This window comes from Mucilaginibacter gracilis (assembly GCF_003633615.1).
In the GTDB taxonomy this organism is placed as follows: domain Bacteria; phylum Bacteroidota; class Bacteroidia; order Sphingobacteriales; family Sphingobacteriaceae; genus Mucilaginibacter; species Mucilaginibacter gracilis.
On the sequence record NZ_RBKU01000001.1, the window covers coordinates 3,781,565 to 3,806,676 of the forward strand.

The 25,112-nt window shown below is 41.7% G+C and carries 24 protein-coding genes and 1 other RNA gene; 6 read left to right on the forward strand and 19 right to left on the reverse strand.

Going from position 1 to position 25,112, the window contains the following annotated elements; genetic code table 11:
• Positions 1 to 6 precede the first annotated feature (6 nt).
• Together BDD43_RS16700 and BDD43_RS16705 are read right to left on the reverse strand one after the other, a co-directional pair.
• Positions 7 to 2,082: an integrase catalytic domain-containing protein gene (locus BDD43_RS16700; RefSeq protein WP_121198748.1), complete on the reverse strand. Its 2,076-nt coding sequence runs from the start codon at positions 2,080 to 2,082 to the stop codon at positions 7 to 9.
• Between the two features lie 5 nt (positions 2,083 to 2,087).
• The gene (locus tag BDD43_RS16705; protein ID WP_121198749.1) at positions 2,088 to 2,279 is read right to left on the reverse strand and encodes a hypothetical protein; all 192 of its coding nucleotides are present in this window, start codon (positions 2,277 to 2,279) and stop codon (positions 2,088 to 2,090) included.
• Between the two features lie 60 nt (positions 2,280 to 2,339).
• Here BDD43_RS16705 and BDD43_RS16710 point away from each other — a divergent pair, with 60 nt between their 5' ends.
• Both BDD43_RS16710 and BDD43_RS16715 read left to right on the forward strand, forming a co-directional pair.
• On the forward strand, positions 2,340 to 3,218 hold the full coding sequence (locus BDD43_RS16710; RefSeq protein ID WP_147425661.1) for a S24 family peptidase: 879 nt from the start codon (positions 2,340 to 2,342) through the stop codon (positions 3,216 to 3,218).
• Positions 3,219 to 3,718: 500 nt separating this feature from the next.
• Complete coding sequence (locus BDD43_RS16715; protein WP_121198751.1) at positions 3,719 to 4,240, forward strand: hypothetical protein; 522 nt, start codon at positions 3,719 to 3,721, stop codon at positions 4,238 to 4,240.
• Between the two features lie 32 nt (positions 4,241 to 4,272).
• On the opposite strand, the gene BDD43_RS16720 is transcribed toward BDD43_RS16715, so the two are convergent.
• Positions 4,273 to 6,168, reverse strand: a complete 1,896-nt coding sequence (locus tag BDD43_RS16720) for an OmpA family protein (RefSeq protein WP_121198752.1) — start codon at positions 6,166 to 6,168, stop codon at positions 4,273 to 4,275.
• Between the two features lie 40 nt (positions 6,169 to 6,208).
• Positions 6,209 to 6,832, reverse strand: a complete 624-nt coding sequence (locus BDD43_RS16725; RefSeq protein WP_121198753.1) for a 7-carboxy-7-deazaguanine synthase QueE — start codon at positions 6,830 to 6,832, stop codon at positions 6,209 to 6,211.
• A 223-nt stretch (positions 6,833 to 7,055) separates the two neighbouring features.
• Between BDD43_RS16725 and BDD43_RS16730 the strand changes: the two genes are divergently transcribed.
• Together BDD43_RS16730 and BDD43_RS16735 are read left to right on the forward strand one after the other, a co-directional pair.
• Positions 7,056 to 7,823 carry a hypothetical protein gene (locus BDD43_RS16730; protein ID WP_121198754.1) on the forward strand — a complete coding sequence of 256 codons (768 nt, stop codon included), beginning with the start codon at positions 7,056 to 7,058 and terminating at the stop codon, positions 7,821 to 7,823.
• Between the two features lie 6 nt (positions 7,824 to 7,829).
• A complete protein-coding gene (locus tag BDD43_RS16735; RefSeq protein WP_121198755.1) occupies positions 7,830 to 8,168 on the forward strand; it encodes a Rieske (2Fe-2S) protein in 339 nt (112 codons plus the stop codon).
• Positions 8,169 to 8,336: 168 nt separating this feature from the next.
• On the opposite strand, the gene BDD43_RS16740 is transcribed toward BDD43_RS16735, so the two are convergent.
• From BDD43_RS16740 to BDD43_RS16810, 15 genes are all read right to left on the reverse strand, one after another.
• Positions 8,337 to 9,218, reverse strand: coding sequence for a bifunctional 5,10-methylenetetrahydrofolate dehydrogenase/5,10-methenyltetrahydrofolate cyclohydrolase (locus BDD43_RS16740; protein WP_121198756.1), 882 nt, complete (start codon positions 9,216 to 9,218; stop codon positions 8,337 to 8,339).
• A 110-nt stretch (positions 9,219 to 9,328) separates the two neighbouring features.
• Positions 9,329 to 11,116, reverse strand: a complete 1,788-nt coding sequence (gene lepA / locus BDD43_RS16745; protein ID WP_121198757.1) for a translation elongation factor 4 — start codon at positions 11,114 to 11,116, stop codon at positions 9,329 to 9,331.
• Positions 11,117 to 11,229: 113 nt separating this feature from the next.
• On the reverse strand, positions 11,230 to 11,775 hold the full coding sequence (locus tag BDD43_RS16750) for a hypothetical protein (RefSeq protein WP_147425662.1): 546 nt from the start codon (positions 11,773 to 11,775) through the stop codon (positions 11,230 to 11,232).
• 103 nt (positions 11,776 to 11,878) lie between these two features.
• Positions 11,879 to 12,652 (reverse strand): CPBP family intramembrane glutamic endopeptidase, encoded by a 774-nt coding sequence (locus BDD43_RS16755; protein WP_121198759.1) that lies wholly within the window; start codon positions 12,650 to 12,652, stop codon positions 11,879 to 11,881.
• Positions 12,645 to 13,187 (reverse strand): hypothetical protein, encoded by a 543-nt coding sequence (locus BDD43_RS16760; protein WP_121198760.1) that lies wholly within the window; start codon positions 13,185 to 13,187, stop codon positions 12,645 to 12,647. The genes BDD43_RS16755 and BDD43_RS16760 overlap by 8 nt, the downstream gene beginning before the upstream one ends.
• A 249-nt stretch (positions 13,188 to 13,436) precedes the next feature.
• On the reverse strand, positions 13,437 to 14,810 hold the full coding sequence (locus BDD43_RS16765; protein WP_121198761.1) for a sigma-54-dependent transcriptional regulator: 1,374 nt from the start codon (positions 14,808 to 14,810) through the stop codon (positions 13,437 to 13,439).
• Between the two features lie 149 nt (positions 14,811 to 14,959).
• An RNA gene (gene rnpB / locus BDD43_RS16770) (RNase P RNA component class A) lies at positions 14,960 to 15,340 on the reverse strand.
• Positions 15,341 to 15,469: 129 nt separating this feature from the next.
• Positions 15,470 to 16,615, reverse strand: coding sequence for a hypothetical protein (locus tag BDD43_RS16775; RefSeq protein ID WP_147425663.1), 1,146 nt, complete (start codon positions 16,613 to 16,615; stop codon positions 15,470 to 15,472).
• Between the two features lie 70 nt (positions 16,616 to 16,685).
• Positions 16,686 to 17,108 carry a c-type cytochrome gene (locus BDD43_RS16780; protein WP_121198763.1) on the reverse strand — a complete coding sequence of 141 codons (423 nt, stop codon included), beginning with the start codon at positions 17,106 to 17,108 and terminating at the stop codon, positions 16,686 to 16,688.
• A 1-nt stretch (position 17,109) separates the two neighbouring features.
• Complete coding sequence (locus BDD43_RS16785; RefSeq protein WP_121198764.1) at positions 17,110 to 17,742, reverse strand: SCO family protein; 633 nt, start codon at positions 17,740 to 17,742, stop codon at positions 17,110 to 17,112.
• Complete coding sequence (locus tag BDD43_RS16790) at positions 17,739 to 18,152, reverse strand: hypothetical protein (protein ID WP_121198765.1); 414 nt, start codon at positions 18,150 to 18,152, stop codon at positions 17,739 to 17,741. The genes BDD43_RS16785 and BDD43_RS16790 overlap by 4 nt, the downstream gene beginning before the upstream one ends.
• A gap of 40 nt (positions 18,153 to 18,192) precedes the next feature.
• On the reverse strand, positions 18,193 to 18,642 hold the full coding sequence (locus tag BDD43_RS16795) for a DinB family protein (protein WP_121198766.1): 450 nt from the start codon (positions 18,640 to 18,642) through the stop codon (positions 18,193 to 18,195).
• A 100-nt stretch (positions 18,643 to 18,742) separates the two neighbouring features.
• The gene (locus BDD43_RS16800) at positions 18,743 to 19,210 is read right to left on the reverse strand and encodes a helix-hairpin-helix domain-containing protein (protein ID WP_121198767.1); all 468 of its coding nucleotides are present in this window, start codon (positions 19,208 to 19,210) and stop codon (positions 18,743 to 18,745) included.
• A gap of 29 nt (positions 19,211 to 19,239) precedes the next feature.
• Entirely contained in the window at positions 19,240 to 20,187 is a 948-nt protein-coding gene (locus tag BDD43_RS16805; protein ID WP_121198768.1) for an MlaD family protein, read from the reverse strand.
• Positions 20,188 to 20,211: 24 nt separating this feature from the next.
• Complete coding sequence (locus BDD43_RS16810; protein WP_121198769.1) at positions 20,212 to 21,066, reverse strand: N-acetylmuramoyl-L-alanine amidase family protein; 855 nt, start codon at positions 21,064 to 21,066, stop codon at positions 20,212 to 20,214.
• Positions 21,067 to 21,172: 106 nt separating this feature from the next.
• Here BDD43_RS16810 and BDD43_RS16815 point away from each other — a divergent pair, with 106 nt between their 5' ends.
• Together BDD43_RS16815 and BDD43_RS16820 are read left to right on the forward strand one after the other, a co-directional pair.
• Positions 21,173 to 23,863 carry a putative LPS assembly protein LptD gene (locus BDD43_RS16815; RefSeq protein ID WP_246001610.1) on the forward strand — a complete coding sequence of 897 codons (2,691 nt, stop codon included), beginning with the start codon at positions 21,173 to 21,175 and terminating at the stop codon, positions 23,861 to 23,863.
• Between the two features lies 1 nt (position 23,864).
• Entirely contained in the window at positions 23,865 to 25,109 is a 1,245-nt protein-coding gene (locus tag BDD43_RS16820; RefSeq protein WP_121198771.1) for a competence/damage-inducible protein A, read from the forward strand.
• The last annotated feature ends 3 nt before the right edge of the window (positions 25,110 to 25,112 follow it).

The window sequence follows — 25,112 nt, forward strand, 5'->3', positions numbered from 1 at the left end:
GGTTATTTATCGGGTTAATTTTAAAAGTTTCTTTTCCAGGCTTGTTAGTTCGGCCATACCGTTTAACTGGTCTTGTATATCGCTTTCAGCACGGTTAAACGATGTTTTATCCTGCATACTGTAATGCATAATGCCATCGGTACCGGTTGCTTTAAGCGTCCCGCTTGCTTCCATCAGTATGCGGGTCTTTTGCATCTCTGCTTTGCTGTATTGGTAGCCAAATTCTTCCTGTCGGCGGCAGAATTCGCGGATATTTGAAGCATCGCCCTCTTTATAATCGGCCACACAAGCCGCAAAAAGTTCTTTTTCGCGAGCAATTGCTACCTGTTTACCATCCTGAAACAGTATGCAGAACTCCGGATTTTCGGTATTTATGCGAATGTTGAAGCTTTTGCCGAGGTTATGGCGTTGGAATTGGTGATCGTATTTGCCACCTTCATCCGGTACAATGAACCAATAATCCTGTTTATTGATGGTCATTTTAATACCGGCAGTAGTGTATTTATAGCCACCATCCGTTGTTTTTGTATTAACTACATCGGCCATAAACAGGCTTATTTTATCGAAGTAGTTAACGCTTGTGCGCTCGGGGTGGGCGGCTTCATAACGTTCTAATTTGCTTTGGCCGGTAAAGTATCCATAGCTATCGCGTTCACTACTTCTTTTGTTCCATGTAATAACAGCAGCTTCAAAATCAGCTATCACCTGGTCAAAATCCGGCAAACGCTCAGGGTTCTTTCTCAATTCGGCCAATAACTCGGGGTTGGCTTTAGCATCGTTGGTTTTGGTATTGATGTTACCGCCTTTAAAGTTTTCCATCTTATGCAATTCGCGTTGCTGGAAGTGGCCTATATAGGTTTCAATATATTTTGATTTACCGGAGTATGGGCGGCAAGCAAAGTGTACCCGGCTCATATTTGTCATTAAGCCCGTGACTGCCTTACTGATATTTGCCGAACCGTTGTCATATTGTAATTGGTAAGGCTTGTAATTTTTGAAGTTTACTGCACGTTGCAAGGCTTGTGTTACCACCTGCGAGGTTTCGGTGTAGCCGATTGACCAACCAATAATCGCACCGCTGTGTGCATCGGTAATAAAGTAGGTGTAGAGGTCACTTTTGATCTTCCCGTCACCAGCGCGGTAATAAAGCTGCATACTTGTACCGTCAATACTCCAAAGGGCATCCGGGCGTGATACTTCGCGGCGTGTTGCTTCCGACTGATATTCCAAGTTACCGGCTTGCTCTCCGTGACGGGCGAAATACCAAACCCGGCGATACTTCGGCTGGTTTAAGTGCTGTTTAATTGCCGATACCGTAAGCATGACAAGGCCGGTATCCTTAGCCATGTCGTTGTACATCATGGCAATGTCTTCAAAGCTGTATTTAAGCCTGTCGCCCGCCAATTCCATCAAAATAGCGTGGTTGAGGTCGTTTATTTGCCTGCGGTTATTGTTACCCATTAATCCGGTTATAAGCGATTTTAACCCCTCATTTTCGTACAAACGGGCGTTTCTATCAAGTACACGCTCATTATTAAGTGGCTTTTTAAACCTAACCATGCCCTTACTCTGTTCGGCAAGCACGTGTTTAAACGCCGCCAATTGAAAATCGGTAACCTTAGGGTAACCTGCAGCACGTGCGCGTTTAACATCAAACTCGTTCCACAAACGCAGCCAGGCGGCGGCGCGTGCAATGGCGTGTACCTCGGTTGGCGTGTAGTAGCCCGTGCGCGAAAGTTCTTTAATATCTGCCGGGTTGGTTTCTACCTGGTTAGGCAGGTCGGAGTTAATTAGTTCTAAAGCCTGGTTACGCTTTTGCGAGTTGGCTGTGGTAACGTATAGGTGAGGCTCAACATTACCGCATATAATGGTTTCTATGCGGGCTTTGTATTGCGGGTTAAGGCCATCATAATGTACAAACACTAATTTGCCCTCCTTATGGTGCGGCCAGCACGAAACCTTACCATTGCGCTGTTGGTTCAGTGCTTTTTTTAAGTAAGGTTCGGAAACTATGCCTGCTTTTACCATTTCGGGAACGGTTAAACAAAGTGTAAGTGAATTATTATGTAGCCGGTAGTCCATTGGTGCTATGCCCCTTGTTCAATTAGTATCTCACGTGTGATTATTAGCGTTTCAAGAGCCGAAACAACGGCTGAATGATGCTTACTATCTGGGCGTTTGAACGCCTGACGGGCATTTGCAGGGGTGATACCGACTATCCTCGCAGCCGTTTGCATATCACCATCTTGTTTTTTTTCTTTGATTTCTGCTATCTGCATGATACATTTGTTTGCATTGTGTGACAAACATACAAACAACTTTGTAAAATACAAACTACTTTGTCAACTAAAACTACCTTTTCTGATAGATTGTTGCTCCTTTTCAAATTAAAGGGGTTTCGTAATGCAAATGAGTTTGCAAAACACATGGGTTATGCTTCATCCGAGAAGATAAACAGGCTAATTCGTGACCCGAATAACAAGCCGTCTTTCGATATTATAGAAGATATTACAAACAAGTTTGAAGACTTAAACGGTAGGTGGCTTGTTACGGGCGAAGGGGAGCCAGTCAATGGTAACCTAAATGGTAACCCAAATGGTAACCTATCGCAAAATAACATGCTTTTATCAGAGCCTAATGAGCCCTATTTACCCAGGGTAATTACCGTTAATGACAGGAATGAAGATGTAATAGCGATTGTTAACGTTAAGGCCGCAGCCGGTTACTTAAACGGCTACGCAGATGAAGAATTTATACAGGATTTACCTACCATTGCCGCACCTGGCTTTAAAGGTGCGCTACACCGCTGTTTTGAGGTAAAGGGTAATAGCATGCCGCCAAACCATGACGGTTCGTTGGCGGTTGGTAGGTTTGTGGAGAAGATTGAGGATATACGCAATAGGCGCGTGTACATTGTAGTAAGTAAAAACGATGGTATTGTATTGAAACGGGTAATTAATCAGCCCAACGAGCGTATTTTGGTGCTTATAAGCGATAACCCCAACAAGCGCGACTATCCAAACTATACCTTAGATCACCACGAGATAGTTGAACTGTGGGAATGGCGCGGCGCATTAATTAGGTCGATTCCTGATCCCTCCGATTTTTATAACCGAATGAACGATATGGAAGCCAATTTGACCATAATGAACGAGGTATTAAGACAAATACAGGGCAAAAACGATTTGACAGTTAAAGTTACCAAACCCAAAAATTGAATTGCGCTTAAACAGTTAAAGTAAATTCAACTTCCCCCAGGCTCATAATTAAACATCGGTTAAACATCAATTCAACTTTTTACACGATTTGATTGGTTCCCATTTCGGGCAAAAAATATTAAAAGCTGTGTTTAGGTAATGTATTGGCCGTTTTTCGGGCAAAAAATATTAAAGAGTATTTATACTATTAGAAGTAACCCCTATATTATGCGCCCATTATATTCGCTCGTTATATATTGCTTTTTAAATAGCAATGGCATTTTCTTCTATTTTGCAATTCCCCGCAAAACTCCGTATCTTAGCAAAAAATTAAAACAATGCTAATCCTAACTAACCTGTGCATACAATCCATGCGGCCCATTGTGCTGCAACAGGGGGATTTTGCGTTTGCTTAGTATCTCTCTCCAACCGCTGTTTAGCCAGGGGCTTTAACAGTTAAAATCAAAATTTATCATAAAACATTATCGTTCGCTTAGGCGGATGAAAGCATATTATTTATTATGGACACTTACTATACTATTGAAGAGAAATACTTGCAGGCAGTAGAGGAATTGAACTATGGCGAAGCACCAAAATCGTTAAAATTACTGAACGAAATATTAGCCGACGACCCCTCGTATGCCCGCGCACATTTCCAGATGGGTAAACTTTATTATTACGATTTAAAGGATTATAAGTCGGCAGGGTATCATTTTAAACTTTGTACCGAGATAGAGCCATCCTTTCCGGATGTGTATTTTCATTACCTTAGGTTGCTTGTTTTTTTAAACATGGAGTTGCAGGTAAACAGAGTTGCAAAAAAAGCTCTTGCCGTTCCGGGTGTGTACGCAGCCGCCATTTACAACCAAATGGCCCTGTGTTGCGAAATTAACCGGAAGCTAAACCAGGCCATTAGCCACTATAACGAAGCCCTGATGCAGGTTACCGATAAACAACTTAAAGAAGAAGTTGAAGATAACCTGGAAAGGGCCAAGTGTAAAATAGACAAAAGCAAAGCTTACGTTTATAGCTTATCCGAGTAAAAGGAGAGGAGTGCCCCACAAAGCACTCCTTTTTAGTTTGATATAATCTTAAATTCAGTTCGGCGGTTTAGTTGCCGCCCTTCGTCGGTTGTGTTAACCGCTATGGGTTGCCATTTACCATAGCCCTTATAAACCAATCGCCGGGCGTCAACACGTTGCATAATCAGGTATTGGTACACCGCTTTGGCCCGGTTTTGCGATAGTGTTTTGTTTAATACATCGTCGCCAACATCATCTGTATGGCCCGATATCTCAACCCTAACATTGGGGTTGTCGCTTAAAAAGGAAATCAATTTTTCAAGTTCTGTTTTCGATTCCTTTTTGATGTCGTACTTATTGGTATCAAAAAATATGTTTTTTAAAACCACCTTGTTGCCGTTTTCAATGCCCTGCATGGGCACATCAATAATGTATTGCTTTTTATTATCTAAGCCATGCAACGAAAAATTTTCCGAATAAAACAGATACCCTTTTTTCGAGATATTTAAACCATAATCTTTACCGTAGGTGAGGGTTGATAAAAACTTACCTTCCTTATCGGATGTTTTTAGGTAAACGGTTTTATTGTTTTGCAGATCAATAATTTCTACATTGGCATTTAACGGTGCCTTGCTTTTTGCATCGCGGATGACGCCCTTAACATAGGTAACTATCTGCGGCCTCAAGGCAACCGGCATCTCAAACGAATAAATATCAAAACCACCGTAGCCCTTTAAATTGTTCGACGAAAAATAGGCCAAATCGCCGTTAGCGTTTAATGTTAAGCCACTATCATCGGCACTGGTATTAATGGGGTAACCCAAGTTTTCGGGCTTTTGCCACTTGCCATAGGCATCGCGCCTGCTTATAAAAACATCCATATTACCCAACCCCGGCCAACCGTTTGATGAAAAATAGAGCGTATTATCATCAGGGTGAATAAACGGCGATTGCTCATCAAAAGGTGTGTTTACATTTGGGCCCAAATTTTCGGGCTCACCCCAACCCTTAGCCGTAAGTGTTGATTTCCATATATCGTACCCTCCATAACCCCCCTTACGGTTGCTCACAAAGTATAAAACACGCCCGTCGCTACTTATCGACGGTTGCGATTCCCAGTTACGGGTATTAATTGGCGCATCTAAGTTATAGGGCACATCCCAATCGTTACCGTTTTTTTTGGCTACATAAATATCGCATTTACCCAGGCCCTGCGGCCTGTCGCAACCGGTAAAAAATAAATACTGCCCATCCTGAGTGATGGATTGTGCTCCCTCGTTATAATCGGGCGTATTAATTTGGTTGCTTAAATAAACGGCAGGTGTCCATTTGCCGTTTAAGTTGTTGCTTTTATAAAAATCTTCGTTATTGTTTATCTTACGGGTAAAAATAAGTTCGCTTTCGTCGGCAGTTATAACGGGCATATACTCGTCGTTTACGCTGTTTATCTCGGGGCCAATGTTAACCGGGTTAAATTTAACCGGGTTTTGTATCGCAACAATACTAAAGGCACAATCGCTAAGCAGCAAATTTGTATATTGCTTGTTTTGTGGCGTTATGGTTGGGTAAGCCAGATACTTTTGCAAATGGGTTTGTGCATTGCTGTAATCGGCTGTGTTCACTTCCGCTTCGCCAATGCTTAAATAAACCGCGCGGTTAAATTCGGGGTTAACGGCAATAATCTTTAAATAATGTTCAACTGCCGGTTTATACTTTTTGGTGAGGCGCAGTAAATCGGCCAGTTGGTTTTGTGCTTCTAAAAAGTTAGGGTCCAGGCCAACTGCGTAACTAAGTTGGCCAATGGCCTGGTCGTATAGTTGATAATCGAGACTTTGGCGCGCCTTGCCATAATTGCGGATAGCTTCTCTGTTGTTGGTGGTATATTGTCTGTCCTGGGCGTATAACAGCACCGGCAAGTAAAGCAATATTACAAACAAAAAGCTTTTCATTAATATTTGAACTTGTTACAGGTTAACAAGTTACAAATATCTACGGAATATTAAGGTATTTATGTGTTTGTAACGAAATTTCCCATTTCGGGTTATTCATCACATAATCAACTATTAAGGGGATGTTTTCTTTTGATTTTGACCATTCGGGTTGCAAATACAGCTTGCAGTCCGGCGAAACCAGTTCAGCATATTGCTCCGCCCACACAAAGTCCGACTTGTTGAATACAATTACCTTCAGCTCATGCGCAAAGGGAGCAACGTTAGGGTTAGGGCTCTTAAATTTTTTGGGCGATAAGCATATCCAATCCCATGATCCCGATAGCGGGTAAGCACCCGATGTTTCAATAAAGGTTTTAATACCCCGCTGCTGTAATTGCGCGGTAAGGTAGTCTAAATTGTAAATTAAGGGCTCGCCGCCGGTAACCACAACAGCCTTACCCGGAAATTTTTCGGCATTAGTAACAATGGTGTCGGCAAGGGTTAAGGGGTGGATAGACGCATCCCAGCTTTCTTTAACATCGCACCAATGGCAGCCCACATCGCAGCCACCCAAACGTATAAAGTATGCGGCCTTGCCGGTATTATATCCCTCGCCCTGTATTGTATAAAACTCTTCCATTAATGGAAGTAAAGTACCGTCTTCCGGAATTTGATTCACCATAATAAGCCGCAAATATAAGCAAAAGGAGATGTAAGATGTATCAGGAGGATGTAAGATGTGCAATGTAATGTAAGATGTTTAATGTAAGATGGAAAATGTAATAGATAGCTAAAAGAATTAAAAACAATTTGCATATACGCACATTTACTCATTTGCACATCTTACATTACATTTTCCATCTTACATTAAACATCTTCCATAAAATCAGTTAGTTTTGTTACGCATGAAAAAGCTTTACATTATTATTGGCGCATTACTGGTAACCTGCCTTACTGCTTGCGTAGATGTTGATGAAACCTACGATTTTCATGCAGACGGATCGTGCAATGTAACTTATAATTTTGACATGAGTAAGGCCGTATCGGTATTGGTAAACCTCTTGCCCGATTCGGTGAGGCAAACGCCACAGTTTAACATGGTGCAGGATACCACCGTTAATTACTACAATATTTTAGCCGACAGTGTTCACCGCCGCATGGATTCGATACAGGTTTCAACAGCCAGGAGCAGCGATGTGGTGATGATGTTGAATCTTAAAAAAAACCTGGTGCGGATCAGCTTGCGTCATTCGTCGGATAATGTTGCTGATTTGAATTATTATCTCAAAAATTTATCAAAAATGACATCTAACGACCAGTTGGGTGCATTGTTAAAATCAAAAAAGGCTGTGAGCCAGGGGGCTGATAAAAACCCGTTTGCCTTAACGCAGGATTATTACAATTACGAAATTACAACCCATAAATTTTACCGCACTATTGATATGGTAAAGTTTAAAAAATATGTAAAGGTAAATCAATCAACCTTCACCATGTCTAAAGCAATGTTGATAGAAATGCCTTATAAGGTAACCGTAAATTTGCCTTACCCGATAAGCAAAATTGACAATAAAAAGGCAACATTATCTGCCGATAAAAAATCGATAACGATAGAAACGAATATTGACGAGGTGTTAAAAGATCCGGATGTAATGAATTTTAAAATTGATTTTTGATTTTAAATGAAGTGGCACAAGGTTTTAAACACGGAGGACGTAAAATATCCGTTCATCAAAAAGGTAAAAGTCGGAAACGTAACCATAGCCCTTGTTGGTGTAGAAAATGAAATTTGTGCCTTAGCCGCCCGGTGCCCACATGCAGGCGAAGATTTAAGCTCTGGCTGGTGTAAGGACGGTAAATTGGTTTGCCCTGTTCACCGCTACTCGTACGATATACACACCGGGCGCGGCAACCCAGGCCAGGGCGACTATGTTGATACCTATCCCGTTGAAATTAGGAAAGACGGGGTGTATGTTGGAATTAAGGAAAAGTGGGGATTTGTAAAAAAACTGTTTAGATGATAAAAAAAGTTGTCATTTCGTAGGAGATACGACTGAGAAATCTTCTAAAATATGGATAAACACGTGCTTTGTTGCTGTAGACTTGTTGCGCGTAAAGATTTCTCACTATCGTTCGAAATGACATCAATATTTATTTTATATCTTCCATCTTACCTGATACATCTTCCATTACTGGTACACCGTCTTGTTCGCCGAAGCCAGTGTATTCTTCAACAACCCAATAATAGTCATCAAACCAACGCCGCCCGGTACCGGGGTTATCCATGATGCTTTAGGGGCAACACCTTCAAAATCAACGTCGCCATATAATTTGTAGCCCGATTTGGTTATGGTTGATGTTTCGCGGTTCATGCCCACGTCAACTACTACTACGCCATCTTTAACCATATCGGCAGTAACAAAATTCTTTTTACCGATGGCTACAATCAGAATATCAGCATCAAGCGTAAACTTTTTAATATCCGGAGTGCGGCTATGGCAAATGGTTACGGTGCAATTACCGGGGGTGGCGTTTCGTGCCATCAAAATGCTCATTGGCGAACCAACAATATTGCTGCGGCCAATAACCACGCAATGTTTGCCCGCAGTTTCAATGCCGTATTCTTTAAGCATTAAAGTAATACCATAAGGCGTAGCCGGAATAAACGACGGCAAGTTACGCTGCATCCTACCCAGATTAATAGGGTGGAAGCCGTCCACATCCTTACGGTGATCTATTTTCTCGGTCACCTTTTCAGGGTCGATATGTTTGGGTAACGGCAACTGAACGATGATACCGTCAATATCTTCATCAGCGTTTAACTCGGCAACTTTAGCCAGTAATTCTTCTTCGGTAACATTATCCTCGTACCTAACCAGGCTCGATTTAAAACCAACTTTTTCGCAATTTTTCATCTTGCTGGCCACATAGGTTTCGCTGCCACCGTCGTGCCCAACCAAAACTGCCACCAAATGTGGTTTACGGCCACTTTGCGCTAAGTATTCGGCTGCCTGTTCGGCAATTTCGGTTTTTAATTTTTCTGATACGTATTTTCCGTCGAGTAGTTGCATGAAGTAGAGCCCCCTAACCCCCTAAAGGGGGAACAAAAGTTTATAGTTTATCGTTATTTCACAAAATATTTGAATATGCCTTTAAGCTCCCCCTTTAGGGGGCTGGGGGGCTAATCCAGTTTCAACACCGCCATAAATGCCGATTGCGGTATTTCCACGTTACCAACCTGGCGCATGCGTTTTTTACCTTTTTTCTGTTTCTCTAACAGTTTACGTTTACGCGATATATCACCACCATAACATTTGGCGGTTACGTCTTTACGTAATGCTTTTACGGTTTCGCGGGCGATGATCTTGGCGCCGATAGATGCCTGGATGATGATCTCGAATTGCTGGCGGGGTATTAACTCCTTTAACTTTTCGCATATCTTTTTACCAAAATCGTAACTGTTGCTGCGGTGAATTAATGATGATAATGCATCAACAGGTTCGGCATTTAAGCGGATATCCAAACGTACCAAATCACTCTGGCGATAACCTATCTGCGTATAATCGAAAGACGCATAACCTTTGGATATGGTTTTGAGTTTATCGTAAAAATCGAATACAATTTCGCCCATTGGCATCTCAAATACCAATTCAACACGATCGCTGGTTAGGTAGTTTTGGTTGGCTATAAAGCCCCGCTTTTGTATACAAAGCGACATAACCGAGCCCACAAATTCGGACTTGGTGATGATATTGGCCCTAATATAAGGTTCCTCAACAAATTGAAGCTTACTTGGGTCGGGCAAATCCGACGGGTTGTTTACTTCCAGTTCTTCGCCTTTGGTGGTATGGGCCAGGTACGATACGTTGGGTACGGTGGTAATAACCGTCATATCAAACTCGCGCTCCAAACGCTCCTGGATAATTTCCATGTGCAGCATACCCAGGAAACCGCAACGGAAACCAAAGCCTAAAGCAGCAGACGATTCGGGCTCAAACACCAGCGAAGCATCGTTGAGTTGCAGCTTGGCCATTGCCTCGCGCAATTCTTCATATTCGTCGGTATCAACCGGGTAAATACCCGCAAATACCATCGGTTTAACTTCCTCAAAACCTTGTATGCCTTCGGCACATGGGCGCGCTATGGTGGTAATGGTATCGCCAACCTTAACCTCGCGGGCCTCTTTAATGCCCGATATGATATAACCTACGTCGCCGGTTTTAATAACATCCTTAGGTAGTTGATTGAGTTTTAACGTGCCAACCTCATCGGCAATGTATTGCTTTTCGGTAGCGAAGAACTTTACCTTATCGCCTTTGCGTATCTCGCCGTTAACAACCTTAAAATAGGCGATGATACCGCGGAAAGAATTAAATACCGAATCGAATATCAAAGCTTGCAAAGGTGCCTCCGGGTCGCCCACGGGTGCAGGTACACGGGCAACAATGGCTTCCAGTATCTCATGAACGCCCATCCCGGTTTTACCGGATGCAGCCAGTATATCTTCGCGTTTGCAGCCTATCAGTTCAACTATCTGGTCCTTAACCTCCTCGGGCATGGCACCGGGAAGGTCCATTTTATTTAATACCGGGATAATTTCCAGGTCGTTCTCCAAAGCCAGGTACAAGTTTGATATGGTTTGCGCCTGTATGCCCTGTGATGCATCAACTATTAGTAAAGCGCCCTCGCAGGCAGCTATAGACCGCGAAACCTCGTACGAAAAATCGACGTGGCCGGGGGTATCAATCAGGTTCAATATATATTTCTGCCCATTGAGCGTGTAATCCATCTGTATGGCATGGCTCTTAATGGTAATACCACGTTCGCGTTCCAAATCCATGTCGTCTAACAATTGGGCCTGCGATTCGCGTTGGGTAATGGTGTGGGTATATTCTAACAACCTGTCGGCAAGTGTGCTCTTACCGTGGTCGATGTGGGCGATAATACAAAAATTACGGATATGCTTCATTCAACCGCAAAAATAGTTTTTTTGGGTGAGATTAGGGAATGGAGTTATCAAGAAAGTGAAAAGCTAAATTGAGAAAAAAAAGTAATGATTTAGAAAGTGAATTTGAGGAAGAACTATTTCCGGATATTCAACTCTTTCTTTACTTTTTCGATGTTGATGGCTGATATCAATCCTCTCACAAGAGCTATTGCAACTAAAATTTTAACAATAAAATTCCGGGGTATCGTTGCCGGATCGTAAGCCATGTTGAGCACTTGTAAGGTAACATATAATGCAGTTCCTGATAATATTGCGGCTAATGTTTTTTTACGACTCCAGGAACCTAAACTAACAAATGCCATTGCTGCAATTAAATTGCCTATTAATACATAAAATTTTAATTCCTCATCTGCGTCTACCCGGTATTGCAGTATCCCATATAAAGCACAACTGGCTGCCACCCAATAAAGTGCTATACCAGCGGTTTTGATATTTTTTTTATAAGCATCAAAGTCAATCTCGTTAATATTTCGATTTTTTATGAATATCTTTTGTTTAGCCGAATTGCCTTTTAGGGGATAACCACAGTGATTACACATCATGTCATTATGGTAAACCTTCATAAAGCAGACATCACAAATTAATAATTCATCATCTTGAATTGAGATTTTGTCTTCCACAGTTTTAAATATTATTGAAATACTATTCCAAAGCTTCCTGCAAATTAGGTAAAGTTTTATCTTTCAGATTTTTTAAACCCCAAATTGAACGGAAAGAAATTTTTTAGCTATACCTCCATAGCTCTACTATACAAACAGTTAAATTAAAGCAAAAGTGCATAAAAACGCCATACCATAAGGTTTTTTCTTTTACACGCACATAGCCTAAAAGCAATGCGAACGGAATTAGCCAAAAAAGAGAAAGGAGCGACAAGTGTAAAATGGCGAATAGAAATGATGTGATAAATATTGCCTGGTTTTTGTCGGCAACTCCCAAAAGGTTTTGAAGCAAATAGCCCCGGTAAGCTAATTCTTCAAATAAGGCAGGCATAACCGCAACAAAAAATATCATTAACGCTGCCGCGTATTTTTGATGGGCATAAAAACCATAGTAATAAAACTCTTTGGAAAATAGCGCCTGATTTAACCAGTGTACACAAAAACTTACTGCCAGCGAAGCCAAAACTGCTGCACCTCCATAACCCAAAAGCTTTAGTACAGAAAATTGTGGCCATCTTAAAATAACCATATTTTTTTTCCAGTTATCACAAAAAAATGCCAGGGCTACAACAGCAAGCAGTACATCAAAAACTACCGACCATAATAGCGTTTTAAAAACATCTATAAACGATGCTACGCAGCAAATAACAACATCAACGCCAAAAAGTAGGGCGGCGTGTTTAATATTAGTCCATCCACCGGTTGCAGTGTTTTCATCTGTAGTTGTTTGCGATGATCCGCAATGTTTGCAAAACCTACTTTCAACAGCAATAATTTCGTTGCAGTTGATGCAGCTTTTCTGGACAACCGAATCTTGTTCTAAGGCAGTATTATTCAATATTCAATTCTTTTTTTACTTTTTCGGCTTCAATAGCTGCTTTTATGCCTTTTATAAATGCGCCAATTATGATTATCTTAAATATTATACCCTTTACAAGTGTTAGCGGGTTATCAATTACGTTCAGTATTATAGTTATTCCATAAAGTGTTGCACCTGATATAATTGCAGCGAAAGGTTTTTTACGGCTCCAAGCTCCAAGTGCTACAAATATGATAGTTAGTATCAGGTTAATAACCAGGATTCCCATTTTGGTTTGTTCATCTTTACTAACGGCGTATAATACCAGCCCACTTACGGCACAGGCCACTGCAACCCAATATAAAGCTTTGCCTGCATTAGCTATGTTTTTTTGATATTCTTCAAGGTCAATTTCTTTGCTGTTGCGGTTGGCAATAAAATTTCGCTGGTCAAACTCTGTACCTTTTAACGGGTAGCCGCAACTGTCGCAAAATGCATCGCTATCATTTACTGTAACAGAGCAGGCTCCGCAAAAAGTTGGTTGTGTTGTTTCTATTGAAACGTTGTTTTCCATAATGGTAATTTGATAGGGTTATTACCTGTAATATTAAATATTTTGCTTTACTTTTTAAAATAAGTGTTAAAAGATATTTGCCATTTTATAAATAACATTTGTTAACAACAGGCCAGCAATAACAACTTAAATTAGATGGCAATGTTGGCAAAAGCGCCGGCAGGTTGCCCTTGTCAATAAAATCAGCGAGCATAAAAAAACAGCCTCCTGATAAGGGAAGCTGTTTTTTAAAATTTACCGAGAGAAGCCTTATTCGCCTCTTTTCAACCCGTACTTCTCTATTTTACTATAAAGGTGGCTACGTTGAATGTCAATATCGTCGGCGGTTTTTGATACGTTCCAGTTGTTTTTTTCCAACTTAAATTTGATGTACTCGCGTTCGGCAAAATCCTTATACTCCTGGAAATTTTTAAACTGGTCAAAATCGGGCTGTGCGGCGGTGGTGCTGGCAACGGTTACAGGAGCCGAGGGGTTTGCAAATGCCTTTACATCACCGTCTGTTATAGTTTTGTCGCTTAAAATAATTAAGCGTTCAATCATATTGCGTAGTTCGCGTATGTTACCAGTCCAGGGTAGTGCCTTCAATGCTTCTAGGGCAGCTTCGCTTATGCGTTTAACAGGCATGCCGTAGTCGTTGCAAATTTCTTCTAAAAAGCTTTGCGCCAACAGGCCAATATCGTCGCGGCGCTCAACCAAAGGGGGTACATGTATTAAAATAACGCTTAGGCGGTGGTATAAATCCATCCTAAAGTTACCGGCTTCAATTTCTTTAAGCAAATCTTTATTAGTTGCCGCAATTACACGTACATCAACATCAATTTCTTTTTCGCCGCCCACGCGGGTAATTTTGTTTTCTTGCAGGGCACGTAATACTTTGGCTTGGGCCGATTGGCTCATATCGCCTATTTCGTCTAAAAACAAGGTGCCGCCACTTGCCGATTCAAACTTACCTATACGCTGCTTAATGGCCGAAGTAAAGGAACCCTTTTCGTGACCAAATAGCTCGCTTTCAATTAACTCCGATGGTATGGCGGCGCAGTTAACCTCAATTAAAGGCGCATTGCTACGGTTTGATTTTTCGTGCAGCCAACGGGCAACCAGCTCTTTACCGCTACCATTAGCACCGGTAACCAGCACACGGGCATCGGTAGGGGCTACACGGTCGATAGTTTCTTTTATCTTGCCTATAGCTTGCGAATTACCCAGTATTTCGCGGGTTTTTGATGCTTTGCGCTTTAATACCTTGGTTTCGGTAACTAGCGAACCACGGTCGAGCGCGTTACGAACGGTGATGAGCAGGCGGTTAAGGTCGGGCGGTTTGGATATAAAATCAAAGGCGCCTTTTTTGCTGGCCTCAACGGCGGTTTCAACCGTGCCGTGGCCGCTTATCATAATAAACGGAAGATCGGGTTTTAACAACAACCCTTCGGATAGTACTTCCATACCATCCATGCGGTTCATTTTTATATCGCAAAGTACCAGGTCGTAATCGTTCTTCTGGATGAGTTCTAAACCGTCAATGCCGTTATCTATATCGTCTACCTGGTAGTCTTCGTATTCTAAAATTTCTCGAAGTGTATTTCTGATCGCCCTCTCGTCGTCAATTATCAGGATCTTGGACATAAATTGTAATGGTTTTTGTAGATAGGGTTAAATAAGTAACTAAGTTAGTAACATTTTGTATAGAAAAGTAAACACAAAAAGTGCTGCAATGTTTTACAATATCCTAATAAAAAAATTAACCCCTTCTGTTGCCAAAAGGGGTTATAAATTTCAGTAGCAAACCTGTAAGCCGGGTTCTGTATCCCGTTGCCGGGTATCTATCATTAATCTGGTCCGGTTATCGCTAACCGGCTCTATCAACCTACCCATCCCAACGTTGGCACTTGCGCACCACACGGAAGCGAGCAGCCTCACTTTCGGGACCTATTTGGTTTTTCAACTCCTGGGGTTTACCGCAATGCATGTTGCCATACAAGGCCGTGAGCTCTTACCTCACGTTTTCACCCTTACCTGTGTAAACACAGGCGGTATATTCTCTGTGGCACTTGCCGTCGCCCACTGAAGGCGCCTTCCCGTTAGGAAGCAGGATGCTCTGCGTTGCCCGGACTTTCCTCCGCTCCCGAGAGAGCAGCGATAGATCGGTTTACTTTGGTGCAAAGATAGAAATTTTGGTTCATAATTAGTTCATAGATCATGGTTGATAGTTCATAGCAAGTAGGGGAGTGTTACCATGAACTATCAACCATCATCTATGAACCAGTTCTCATTGCATTCGGCTTCTATTTTTCCATCACCAGCTTCTCAATCTCTGCATTAAACGTTGTTTTTGTTATACCCGTTATCTTCTCCAAAGCGGTAAAGTAATTGGCGTTATCCGGTTGTTTTTTGCCACAGCTTAAAAAGGCAATTACCTGTGCAAAGCCTTTTTCCTTTTCAATTTTTTGAGCAATAAGGGCGTTTATTACATAGTCGGTATACAAAGGCGTTTTGGCGCCGCCAAACCTGCGGTGGTCGGTAAATGCTTTAAGCCAGTCGTGGTCGGTGCCCATGTAGGTTTTAAATGTTTCAAAAACTGTTTGCCAGGTATAAACACCCCAGCTACCACCGTATAAATAAGCACATCCCTCGTCAATTGGGCGGTTAATAATGTCGGTTGATACCACATGGTGCAGCCTGTTGTGCCACAGGTCGTGCAAATCAAAAGCTACCTTATCATCCTTATTGGCACCAATGATTTGTAAATTATCGCCAGGTTCAAACCACGAATTATTATCATTAGCCAAACTATTGTAGTCAAGCTTATAATCTTCGCCAAGTAAAGCCATGGCATCGGTAAAGTTGTAGCAGTAGTAAATCTGCGTTATGTAGTTATTGGCATGCAGTTTTTTATCAAACTCCATGGCCGTTTTTATGTACTTATCCAGCAATTGTACTTTATCGGTAGTGTTGCGGTAAACTGTAAAGTTGCCTGTTTTTTGCTTGTTCCAGGTAAGTGTATTTCGCTTTAGTGGCGAACTTAGGTAATACTGCCCGTCTTTTTTTAATGCAAGTATTTTAAAAACTGCCCTTAAAACCGGAGCCTGACCATCACCACCGAGATACGAAAGCTGGATGATATAACCGTTGCTATCCAAAGCTGATACATTACTTAAATAGCATTTATAAAAATCGGGTTTAGTTGCACCTGCGTTTTGCATGCCTTTCATTTCATCTAACAATGCCGATGTTTCTATCAGGTTTTCTTTCAGAATGTAAGGGTTATCTTTATTCGGCTTTGCCCTACTCAAGAAACCCTCAATAGCGTTAATTAAAGCGGTGCTATCTTTTGGCAGCACAATACCCTTTGCGGGGATAACATGCATTTGCCCATAACAAACACTACAAAGCAATAGTATGCAGGCTATAATAATACCTTTTTTTATCATGATGTGATTTTGGTTGATTGGGCTAACTTACAAACCTAATATTGATATTTTGCACACAATATACGGGAGTTTACCTGCACTTTGCCAAATCGCCGGTAACCATATCTACATCAAGCAATCCAAGCTTATTGCCGAACGAGTTTCCTACATAGGTTAGCACTTCGGCAAGTTCAATAGCTGTTAGCTCGGCAGGGGGCATAGCTTGGGCATAGGGCTTTGCATGTACGGTTATACTTCCCGTAAGCCCATTTTTTACAAAGCAAGGCAACTGGTGCAAATTGGTTTTTAAATAAGCCGAATCGGTAAGCGGAGGTATCAGCGCTCCCAAACCTTCGCCGTTGGCACCGTGGCAGTTTTGGCAATGCGCCTGATATACTGTTGAGCCATTAACATAATAACGCTTAAAGTTAAGTTCGGTCTCACCCTGGCACGATGATATGATAGCCAAAGCCGTTACAAACATGCCGATAATAACGATAACTTTAAATTTCATTCTACTTTTCCTGCTGTAAGGTATGTATATCGGCAACTAGTTTGGCAACCTGTTCGGGCACCGTGCCATCATACGATCCGCGGATGCGTTTTTGTTTATCAACCAGTAAAAACCAGCCTTCGTGTATTAAACCTTCTTTGCCGTCTTTAACGCTAACCAGGTAATGTTTTTCGGCTAACTGGTAAATATCTTCCCTTTTACCATAAAGCAACCACCAGGAGTTGCCGCTAATGCCCAGTTTATCGGCATAGTTTTTTAAAACGGGTATGGTATCGTGCTTAGGGTCAATAGTATGCGAAAGTATTTTAATGTTGGGGTCGTTTTTAAACTCGTTGTAAACGGTTAGCATATTGCGTTGCATAATGGGGCAAATAGAGGGGCAGCTCGTAAAAAAAAAGTCGGCCACGTAAATTTTACCGTCGAGGCTTTTATTGGTAATGGTATCGCCATACTGGTTAACAAACTTAAAGGCCGGTATAGTTTGGTAAAGGGTATCGGTAACTTGTTTACCATCAACGGTTTTAGTGATGGGTTGGCGGTCGCCAAAAATAGGCAGGGTAGTTGTGCCGGTTGTTGCCGAGTGGCAGGCTGTTAAAAATAATAGCCCGCTTATTAACCAATTGAGTTGTTTCATTTTTTGATAATCTTTTTTATAAACACGTCTGCTTCGGTTGTTGCGCTAACCAGTAACGAATCTATTTGTTTTACTTGTGTGTGCTGGCTGCGCCAGTATTTCATAATATCGTCGTGGTTTTTACCCGAATTGTCGAGGTTTAAGTTTTTCATCCAGTCGCTCATCGCGTCGTCGGCATAAACAATTTTGGCACTTAAAGCTTTAGCGGTTTGTTGGTCTATTTTAAGGCTGTCGGCTTTTTGTATCAGGGTGTCAAGCTTCATTTTGTTTATCATGGCCTTTTCATCATCACCCATTACTTTATCATGACTGTCTAACACTTCTTTTTGTAGTGCTTTTTCTTCTTTTTTGGCATTTGCGCATCCGGTTAACGCAAGCGCTACCAGGGCCATGTAAAATAGTTTTTTCATTAGTTTTTAGGGATCGGATTAATATTGATGGCAAAGGTAATTATCTTAGGTAGCTTATTAAGTCAATACCAGGTAAAACATAACCTTCTTCTTTCATTAATATTAAAATCTGGCCCCGGTGGTGTGTGCCATGGTTAATAACGTGCGCAATAATTTCGGTGAGGGTGTTAGTGTAGGTAATACCTGCCGCTGTTGTATAGGTTATTGGTTTTGCAAAATCGGCATCGTGCAGGCTTTCAATAAAGTCAATCCAGGCCAGGTTGTAGTTTTCGAGGTCTTGGCGCATTTCATCCGGCAAACGCTGGCCCCATAGTACAGCACTCTGCGGGATGCCCAAACAACGGTCGAGCCAGTTGCGCTGGGCTGATAATAGGTGCGACATTAAACCGTAAATGCGCTCATTTTGCGGAAATTGTTTTTCAAATTTATCCAGCAGCATTTTGCTTGCCCATTTATCGTACTGAAACAATTGTTTAAAGTATGTGTGCATGGTTTGCTTAGGTTATTTTGAGCTAAGTTAATTGATAGGTACCAACAGTTTCTATATAAACAAAATTATAACGCGCGGGTTTAGTGTTGATAATTGGGGGTTAGTTGTATTGCTCCAGTTCAGTCCACTTTTTTTGTGGCCGGTTGGCCGGGTAGCCGTGTTGCAACCGGTATGCTTTGCGCTCGGCGGTAAAATGCCACCACTGTTTATGGTTGCCCGGATTATTGGCGTGGTGAACAACCAGCCTAAACTGGTCTTCTACACATGGATCGGTGTGGGCACCAATAAGCAATTCGTGTTCATTTAATAAATCGGCACCGTTTTTATCTTTAAGTTGGGCAAGGGCATAAATACCCATGTCTACCAAATCCTGCGCAAATTTTGGGCCGATAGAGGATATAGCTTGAAACTCAATTAAGGCGGCAATTTGTTTAGCACGGTGCTGTGTTATCTGTAAAATTTCGCAAATTTCGTCAGCAGCGTAATCCTTCAGCTGGTTTATCAGTATGCCGGCCTTTTTTAGCGAGGCTTTTTCGGCAATGGTTAAATTAAGCTTTGGAGTTTTCATTTGAGTAACAATAACGCCGTTTTTTAATGTTAATCCTTCTTTTTCCCTCCGCCAAATACCGAGAAGCTCACGTAATTTTTGGGATGTGCCTTTATATCAATAAACAAGTTGTTAAGGTTGGCCGATGCATCTTTAAGGTTGTTATACATCTTATCATCATTTAGCAATAAACCTAACGAACCCTGGCCGGCATTAATTTTAGCTATGGTAGCCTGTAAATCGGCAACGGCTTTGTTGGCGTTTTCTAAAGTTTCCTTAATATGGCCTTTGGCTACATCGTCGCTTATTTTATTAAAGTTGGCCATGGTGCCGCTTAAATACTTGTTGCTGCTTTTTAGGTTTGCCGATATGGATTCAACATTAGCTAAAATGTTATTAATACGCACGCTTTGGTTGCCCACCAGCGCGTCAACCTTTTGAGTAGTACCTTCAAGAGCTTGCAGTGTGTTGGCTATGCTGTTAAAACTACGGTCGACATTTTTTTGAAAACGCGGGTTCATTATTGCATTAACAGAAGTTAAAATCGAATCCATTTTGCCAATAATAAGTTCGGCCTTTTTTTGCACAGGCTGTAAACTTTCGGCTATCCCGCCTTTTACAAACGCCTGCAAAGTATCCTCGCTAACGGCAAAGGTTTTGCTGTTACCATATTCAAAATTAATGGTTTTACTGCCTAAAATATCGCCTTCCAGTTTGGCTATAGTGTTTTTAGGAATGTCGTACTTGTCTTGCACCTTAAATTCAACCAAGGTGTGGCCACTGGGCAGTAACCTCATTTTTGATACGCGCCCAATTTGGAAACCATTTACCAGCACAGGCTTTGCAACCGCAAGGCCCGAAACATCGCTGTATACAGCATAAAACTTATTCTCGGTACTAAAAACATCATTGCCCTTTAAAAAGCTGTAGCCCAGTATCAATATAGCTAATGCAACTACTGTTAATGCGCCTATTTTTGTTTCGTTTGATATTTTCAAAATGTTATTTTGTTAGGTTAAATGTTACTCAACTTCTTTTTTGTACTCAACAAGTGCCCTAATTATGGAGGCCACTATTTCGTTTTGTCCAGCTTCCGAGTTTAAGTATTCCTCGTCGGTAGGGTTATTAATAAATCCTGTTTCAACTAATACAGCCGGCATGGCGCTATGGCATAAAACCAAAACACCTTGTTCTTTTACGCCGTCGCTATGCCTGCCATCAGTATCTACAAATTCACTGTTCACTAAGTTTGCAAAACGTAAACTATTTTTACGGTATTTAGCTTTAAAAGCGTTTAAAAGTATCATCGCAGTGGGGTCGTTAGGGTCAAAACCCATCGAAACACCTTTGCCACCGTCTTTTTCTTCAAACAAGTTTTCGCGTAATGCAGCTGCTTCTTCTTTATCGCGGTGGAAACCGTAAACCAATACTAAAACACCACGGCCCGAACGATCAGGCACCCGTATTTTTTTTCCATGCCGGTACGATATCCTGTCGGACAATGAATTGCAGTGGAGTGATATAAACAGATCTCCCTTGTTATTGTTCGCAATGTCCGATCGTGTCTGTAACGGTACACCGGCAGGTGTAGTCCTTGTCATCACTACATTGATGCCCGGCAAATTTTTTTCGATGGCCTTTTGCAATTTAAATGCCAGAGCAAGCGTTACACCTTCTTCGGTAGAATACGAACCGCTGGCGCCCGTATGGCCGCCGTGCCCGGCATCAACAATTATGGTACGTAATTTAAAACTAGCAACTGTTGTATCCCTTTTAATTTTTTTTTCCGGGCCATCGGTTTTGAACGAACATAGCAGAAATAAAAAAAGTAATGGTGACAAACTATAAATGTATCTTTTCAATGCCTTATTTTTCATTATTTTTGAAGCCGCAAGTAATCAATATCTGCAAAAATACTATTCATAATCAATTTTGAAATTTATAAGTCTCTTTTTTCTGCTATTGTTCACTTTTCTTATCCGGGTGCATTCAGCACCACTCATCGCTAAAGTTAGTTACCGCAGTGTGCGCGATACTATCATTAAGCTAGATCCGGTTAAAGATAAGAATCTGATTAGAAATAACCGAAGCAAAGGTAAGTCAACGGCAATAAAAGACACTGTAAAGATAAAAGGCTTAAAAACCCTGCCTTCTGATACCGTCCGGAAAAACAAGAACGGGATAACTACCGAGCTGAAATACGTATCAACAGATTCGTCGCGGGCAGATAATGTGAACAAAGTACTTTACCTGTGGGGCAATGCCAGGGTAACTTATGACGATTTTGAGCTGGACGCCGATTTTATTAAAGTTGATCAAAAAAATCACATTGTTTACGCCAGTGGTTTGCCCGACCCTAAAACCAAAAAATATAACAACAGGCCCATATTTAAACAAAAAAACGATAAGCCTTTAATTGCCGATTCGTTGAGGTTTAACTATGTTACCAAAAAAGGGTTAATTTATAATGCAGCATCCGAGCAGGATGGCAATTTTTTATCGGGCGGAACAGCCAAACGGCTAAACGACGAGGAAGTTGCCTATAGTAATGTGCTGTTTAGCACCTGCGATTTGCCTTATCCGGCTACTCACTTTGGTATAGTAATCACTAAGGGTATTGCCGAAAAGCATACCATTATATCTGGCCCGGCCTATCTGGAAATTGAGGGTGTACCGCTGCCTTTATATCTCCCTTTCGGATTTTTCCCGAAGCCCGATTCAAAGTCGTCGGGTTTTATATTGCCAACGTTTGGCGAAGACCAGCAACTGGGTTTCTATTTAAAAGGCTTTGGTTATTACCTTGCCCTTAATGATTATGTAGACCTCACAACCTTAGGTAATTATTACACCAAGGGTTCGTACAGTATTACCAGCACGGCACGGTACTTAAAAAAATACAAGTACCAGGGGCAACTTACATTAAGCTTTGCCTCAACCAAAACAGGGCTGGAAACCGACCCGGCCAGTAAAGATTTTCACATCAACTGGAACCACACTCAAGATGCCGCTGCGCATCCCGGTACAACATTCAGTGCATCGGTTAACGCTGGTACATCAAGCTATTACCAAAATACCCGTGCCGATGGAGCTTATAATTTAACGGCATTAACACAAAATCAATTAAGTTCGAGTATTGCATATGGTAAAACCTGGCCCGGCTCGTTGTTTAATTTTACCGCTAGCGTATCTCACAATCAGGATATTAGCCGTAAGGTAATTACCAACCTGGAGTTGCCCTCGTTTAGTTTAAATATGACTACCGTAAGCCCTTTTGACTCTAAAGACCGAATAGGGGAGCAGAAGTGGTATCAGCGTATTACCGTAGGCTATAGTTTGCAAGGAACCAATAAGCTAACCAATATTCCCGAAGCCGAATTATTTACGGCAGCCACTTTCCCTAAAAAGCTGCAAAACGGCTTCAACCAGTCGGTGCCGGTAAGTTTAAGCTTAAATGTTTTAAAGTATTTTCAGTTTAGCTCAAGTTTTACCTATAACGAGCGCGACTATTTTCAAACTATACGCAAGCATTACGAACGCGGAAGTATCTCCAGCGACCAAACTTTGGTGGTTGATACCGTTCAGGGATTTAGAAGAGCCGGCGATTATAGTATATCAACCGGCCTGTCAACCAAATTGTATAGTATGGTTTTATTTAAAAAGGGAAGGTTAAAAGCCATAAGGCAGGTTATTACGCCAAATGTAAGCTTTCAATACCGACCAGATTTTTCCGACCCCAAGTACGGCTACTATAATACCATTGTAAGCAATGCTACCATACCTTACCCCTATACAACGTCAACCTATTCTATTTTTGAGCAGGGTGTGTATGGTTACCCCGGATCTGGTAAATCCGCCGGTCTCTCCATTAGTTTGGATAATACGATAGAGGCAAAAATGGCGGCCAAAAGCTCGGATACTTCCGGTAAGGAAAAAATTATTCCATTGTTACAAGGATTTTCGCTTTCAACCTTTTATAACTTTGTAGCCGATTCATTAAAGCTTTCGGCCATATCATTTTCGGGACGAACGGCGTTATTCAATCAAAAATTAGGTATCAGTTTTGGCGGCAGCCTAAACCCCTACGTTAACCGTGTTCGCGATTCTATATCAAATGGGCAGATAGTGAGGTATGCCAACGAAATTAACCGTTATACCTGGCAAGATGGTAAGTTTCCAACCCTAACCAGCTTTAACCTATCAATGGATATAAGCCTTAACTCCGAGTCGTTAAAGCATCCTGATGTGGCCCGGCAGCAACAGGTTAACACTTTGGCTACAGCAACAAAATCTCAACGGGATAAACTGGCCCTTATTAACAGCGACCCTAACGCGTATGTTGATTTTAACATTCCGTGGAATATTAACGTGAGCTATAGCTTTTTTTATACCAATACGGGTGTTACCACCACAACAACAAACACGCTCAATTTTAATGGCGATTTAAACATTACGCCAAACTGGAAATTGCAATATACATCGGGCTATGATATTAAGGCGGGGCAAATAAGTACTACATCGTTATCTATTTACCGCAATTTGCATTGCTGGGATCTGTCGTTTCAATGGATACCGTTTGGATATTATAAGTTTTACAGTGTAGATTTAAAGGTTAAAGCCTCCGTGTTGCAGGATTTGAAATTGACTAAGAGAAAAGATTATTACAATAACTACTAACATGCTGGCAGAAATTATAACCATTGGCGACGAGATATTGATTGGACAAATTGTTGATACCAATTCGGCCTGGATGGCCCAGCAGTTAAATGCTATCGGCATCCGCATTAAGCAAATCAGTTCCGTGTCTGATAATAAGCAGCATATCCTCACCGCCCTCCGCGAAGCCCGCGAACGGGCCGATATTATATTGATAACCGGCGGCTTGGGGCCAACCAAAGATGATATTACCAAAACCACAATAGCCGAATATTTTAACGTGGGCATGGTGCAAAATGAGGAGGCTTTAGCTAATGTTGCCAGCATTTTTGCCAAATACAACCGCCCTTTATTGGAAGTTAATATTAAACAGGCCGATGTGCCGGCCAATTGCGAAGTAATAGTAAACCACAACGGCACCGCGCCGGGTATGTGGTTTAATGTTGATGGCAAAATATATGTTTCGATGCCGGGTGTACCGCACGAAATGATGTATATGATTGAAGAATCGGTTATTCCTAAATTAAAGGCAACGTTAAAGCTGCCCGTTATCAGCCATAAAACTATATTAACGGTGGGCGAAGGCGAGTCGTTTCTGGCCGAAAAAATTGCCGATATTGAAGATTCGTTACCGGCCCATATTAAGCTGGCTTATTTGCCTAAACTGGGTTCGGTAAGGTTACGGTTAAGTGCTTATGGCGAAAATGAAGAAACCCTGCAGCAGGAGATAAACCTATACGCCGGTGAGATTATTAAGCGGGTTGGCAAAAGTGTGGTAACCGATGTAGATGTACCGATAGAAAAAGCGATTTTAGATGAAATGGGGGCAAGTAACTTAACCCTTTCTGTTGCCGAAAGCTGTACAGGTGGTTATATTGCGCATTTGTTTACCCAGCACCCCGGCTCGTCGAAAGTGTTTTTAGGCGGAGCCATATCCTACTCATACGATTTAAAAGAGAGTATGCTGGGCGTAAAAAACGAAACGCTATGGCATCATGGTGCAGTGAGTGAACAAACCGTTATAGAAATGGCCGAAGGTGCTTTACTTAACTATAAAAGCGATTATGCCATTGCCGTTACCGGCATAGCCGGCCCCGATGGTGGAACCGACGATAAACCGGTGGGAACCGTGTGGATAGCCGCAGCAAATAAAAATAAAACGGTTGCCCGCAAATTCACCTTCGGAAAAAAACGCATTCAAAATATTGAGCGTACTGCAATTACTGCGATGGGGATGCTTATAAATTTACTCAGAGAAAATTCGTAAATT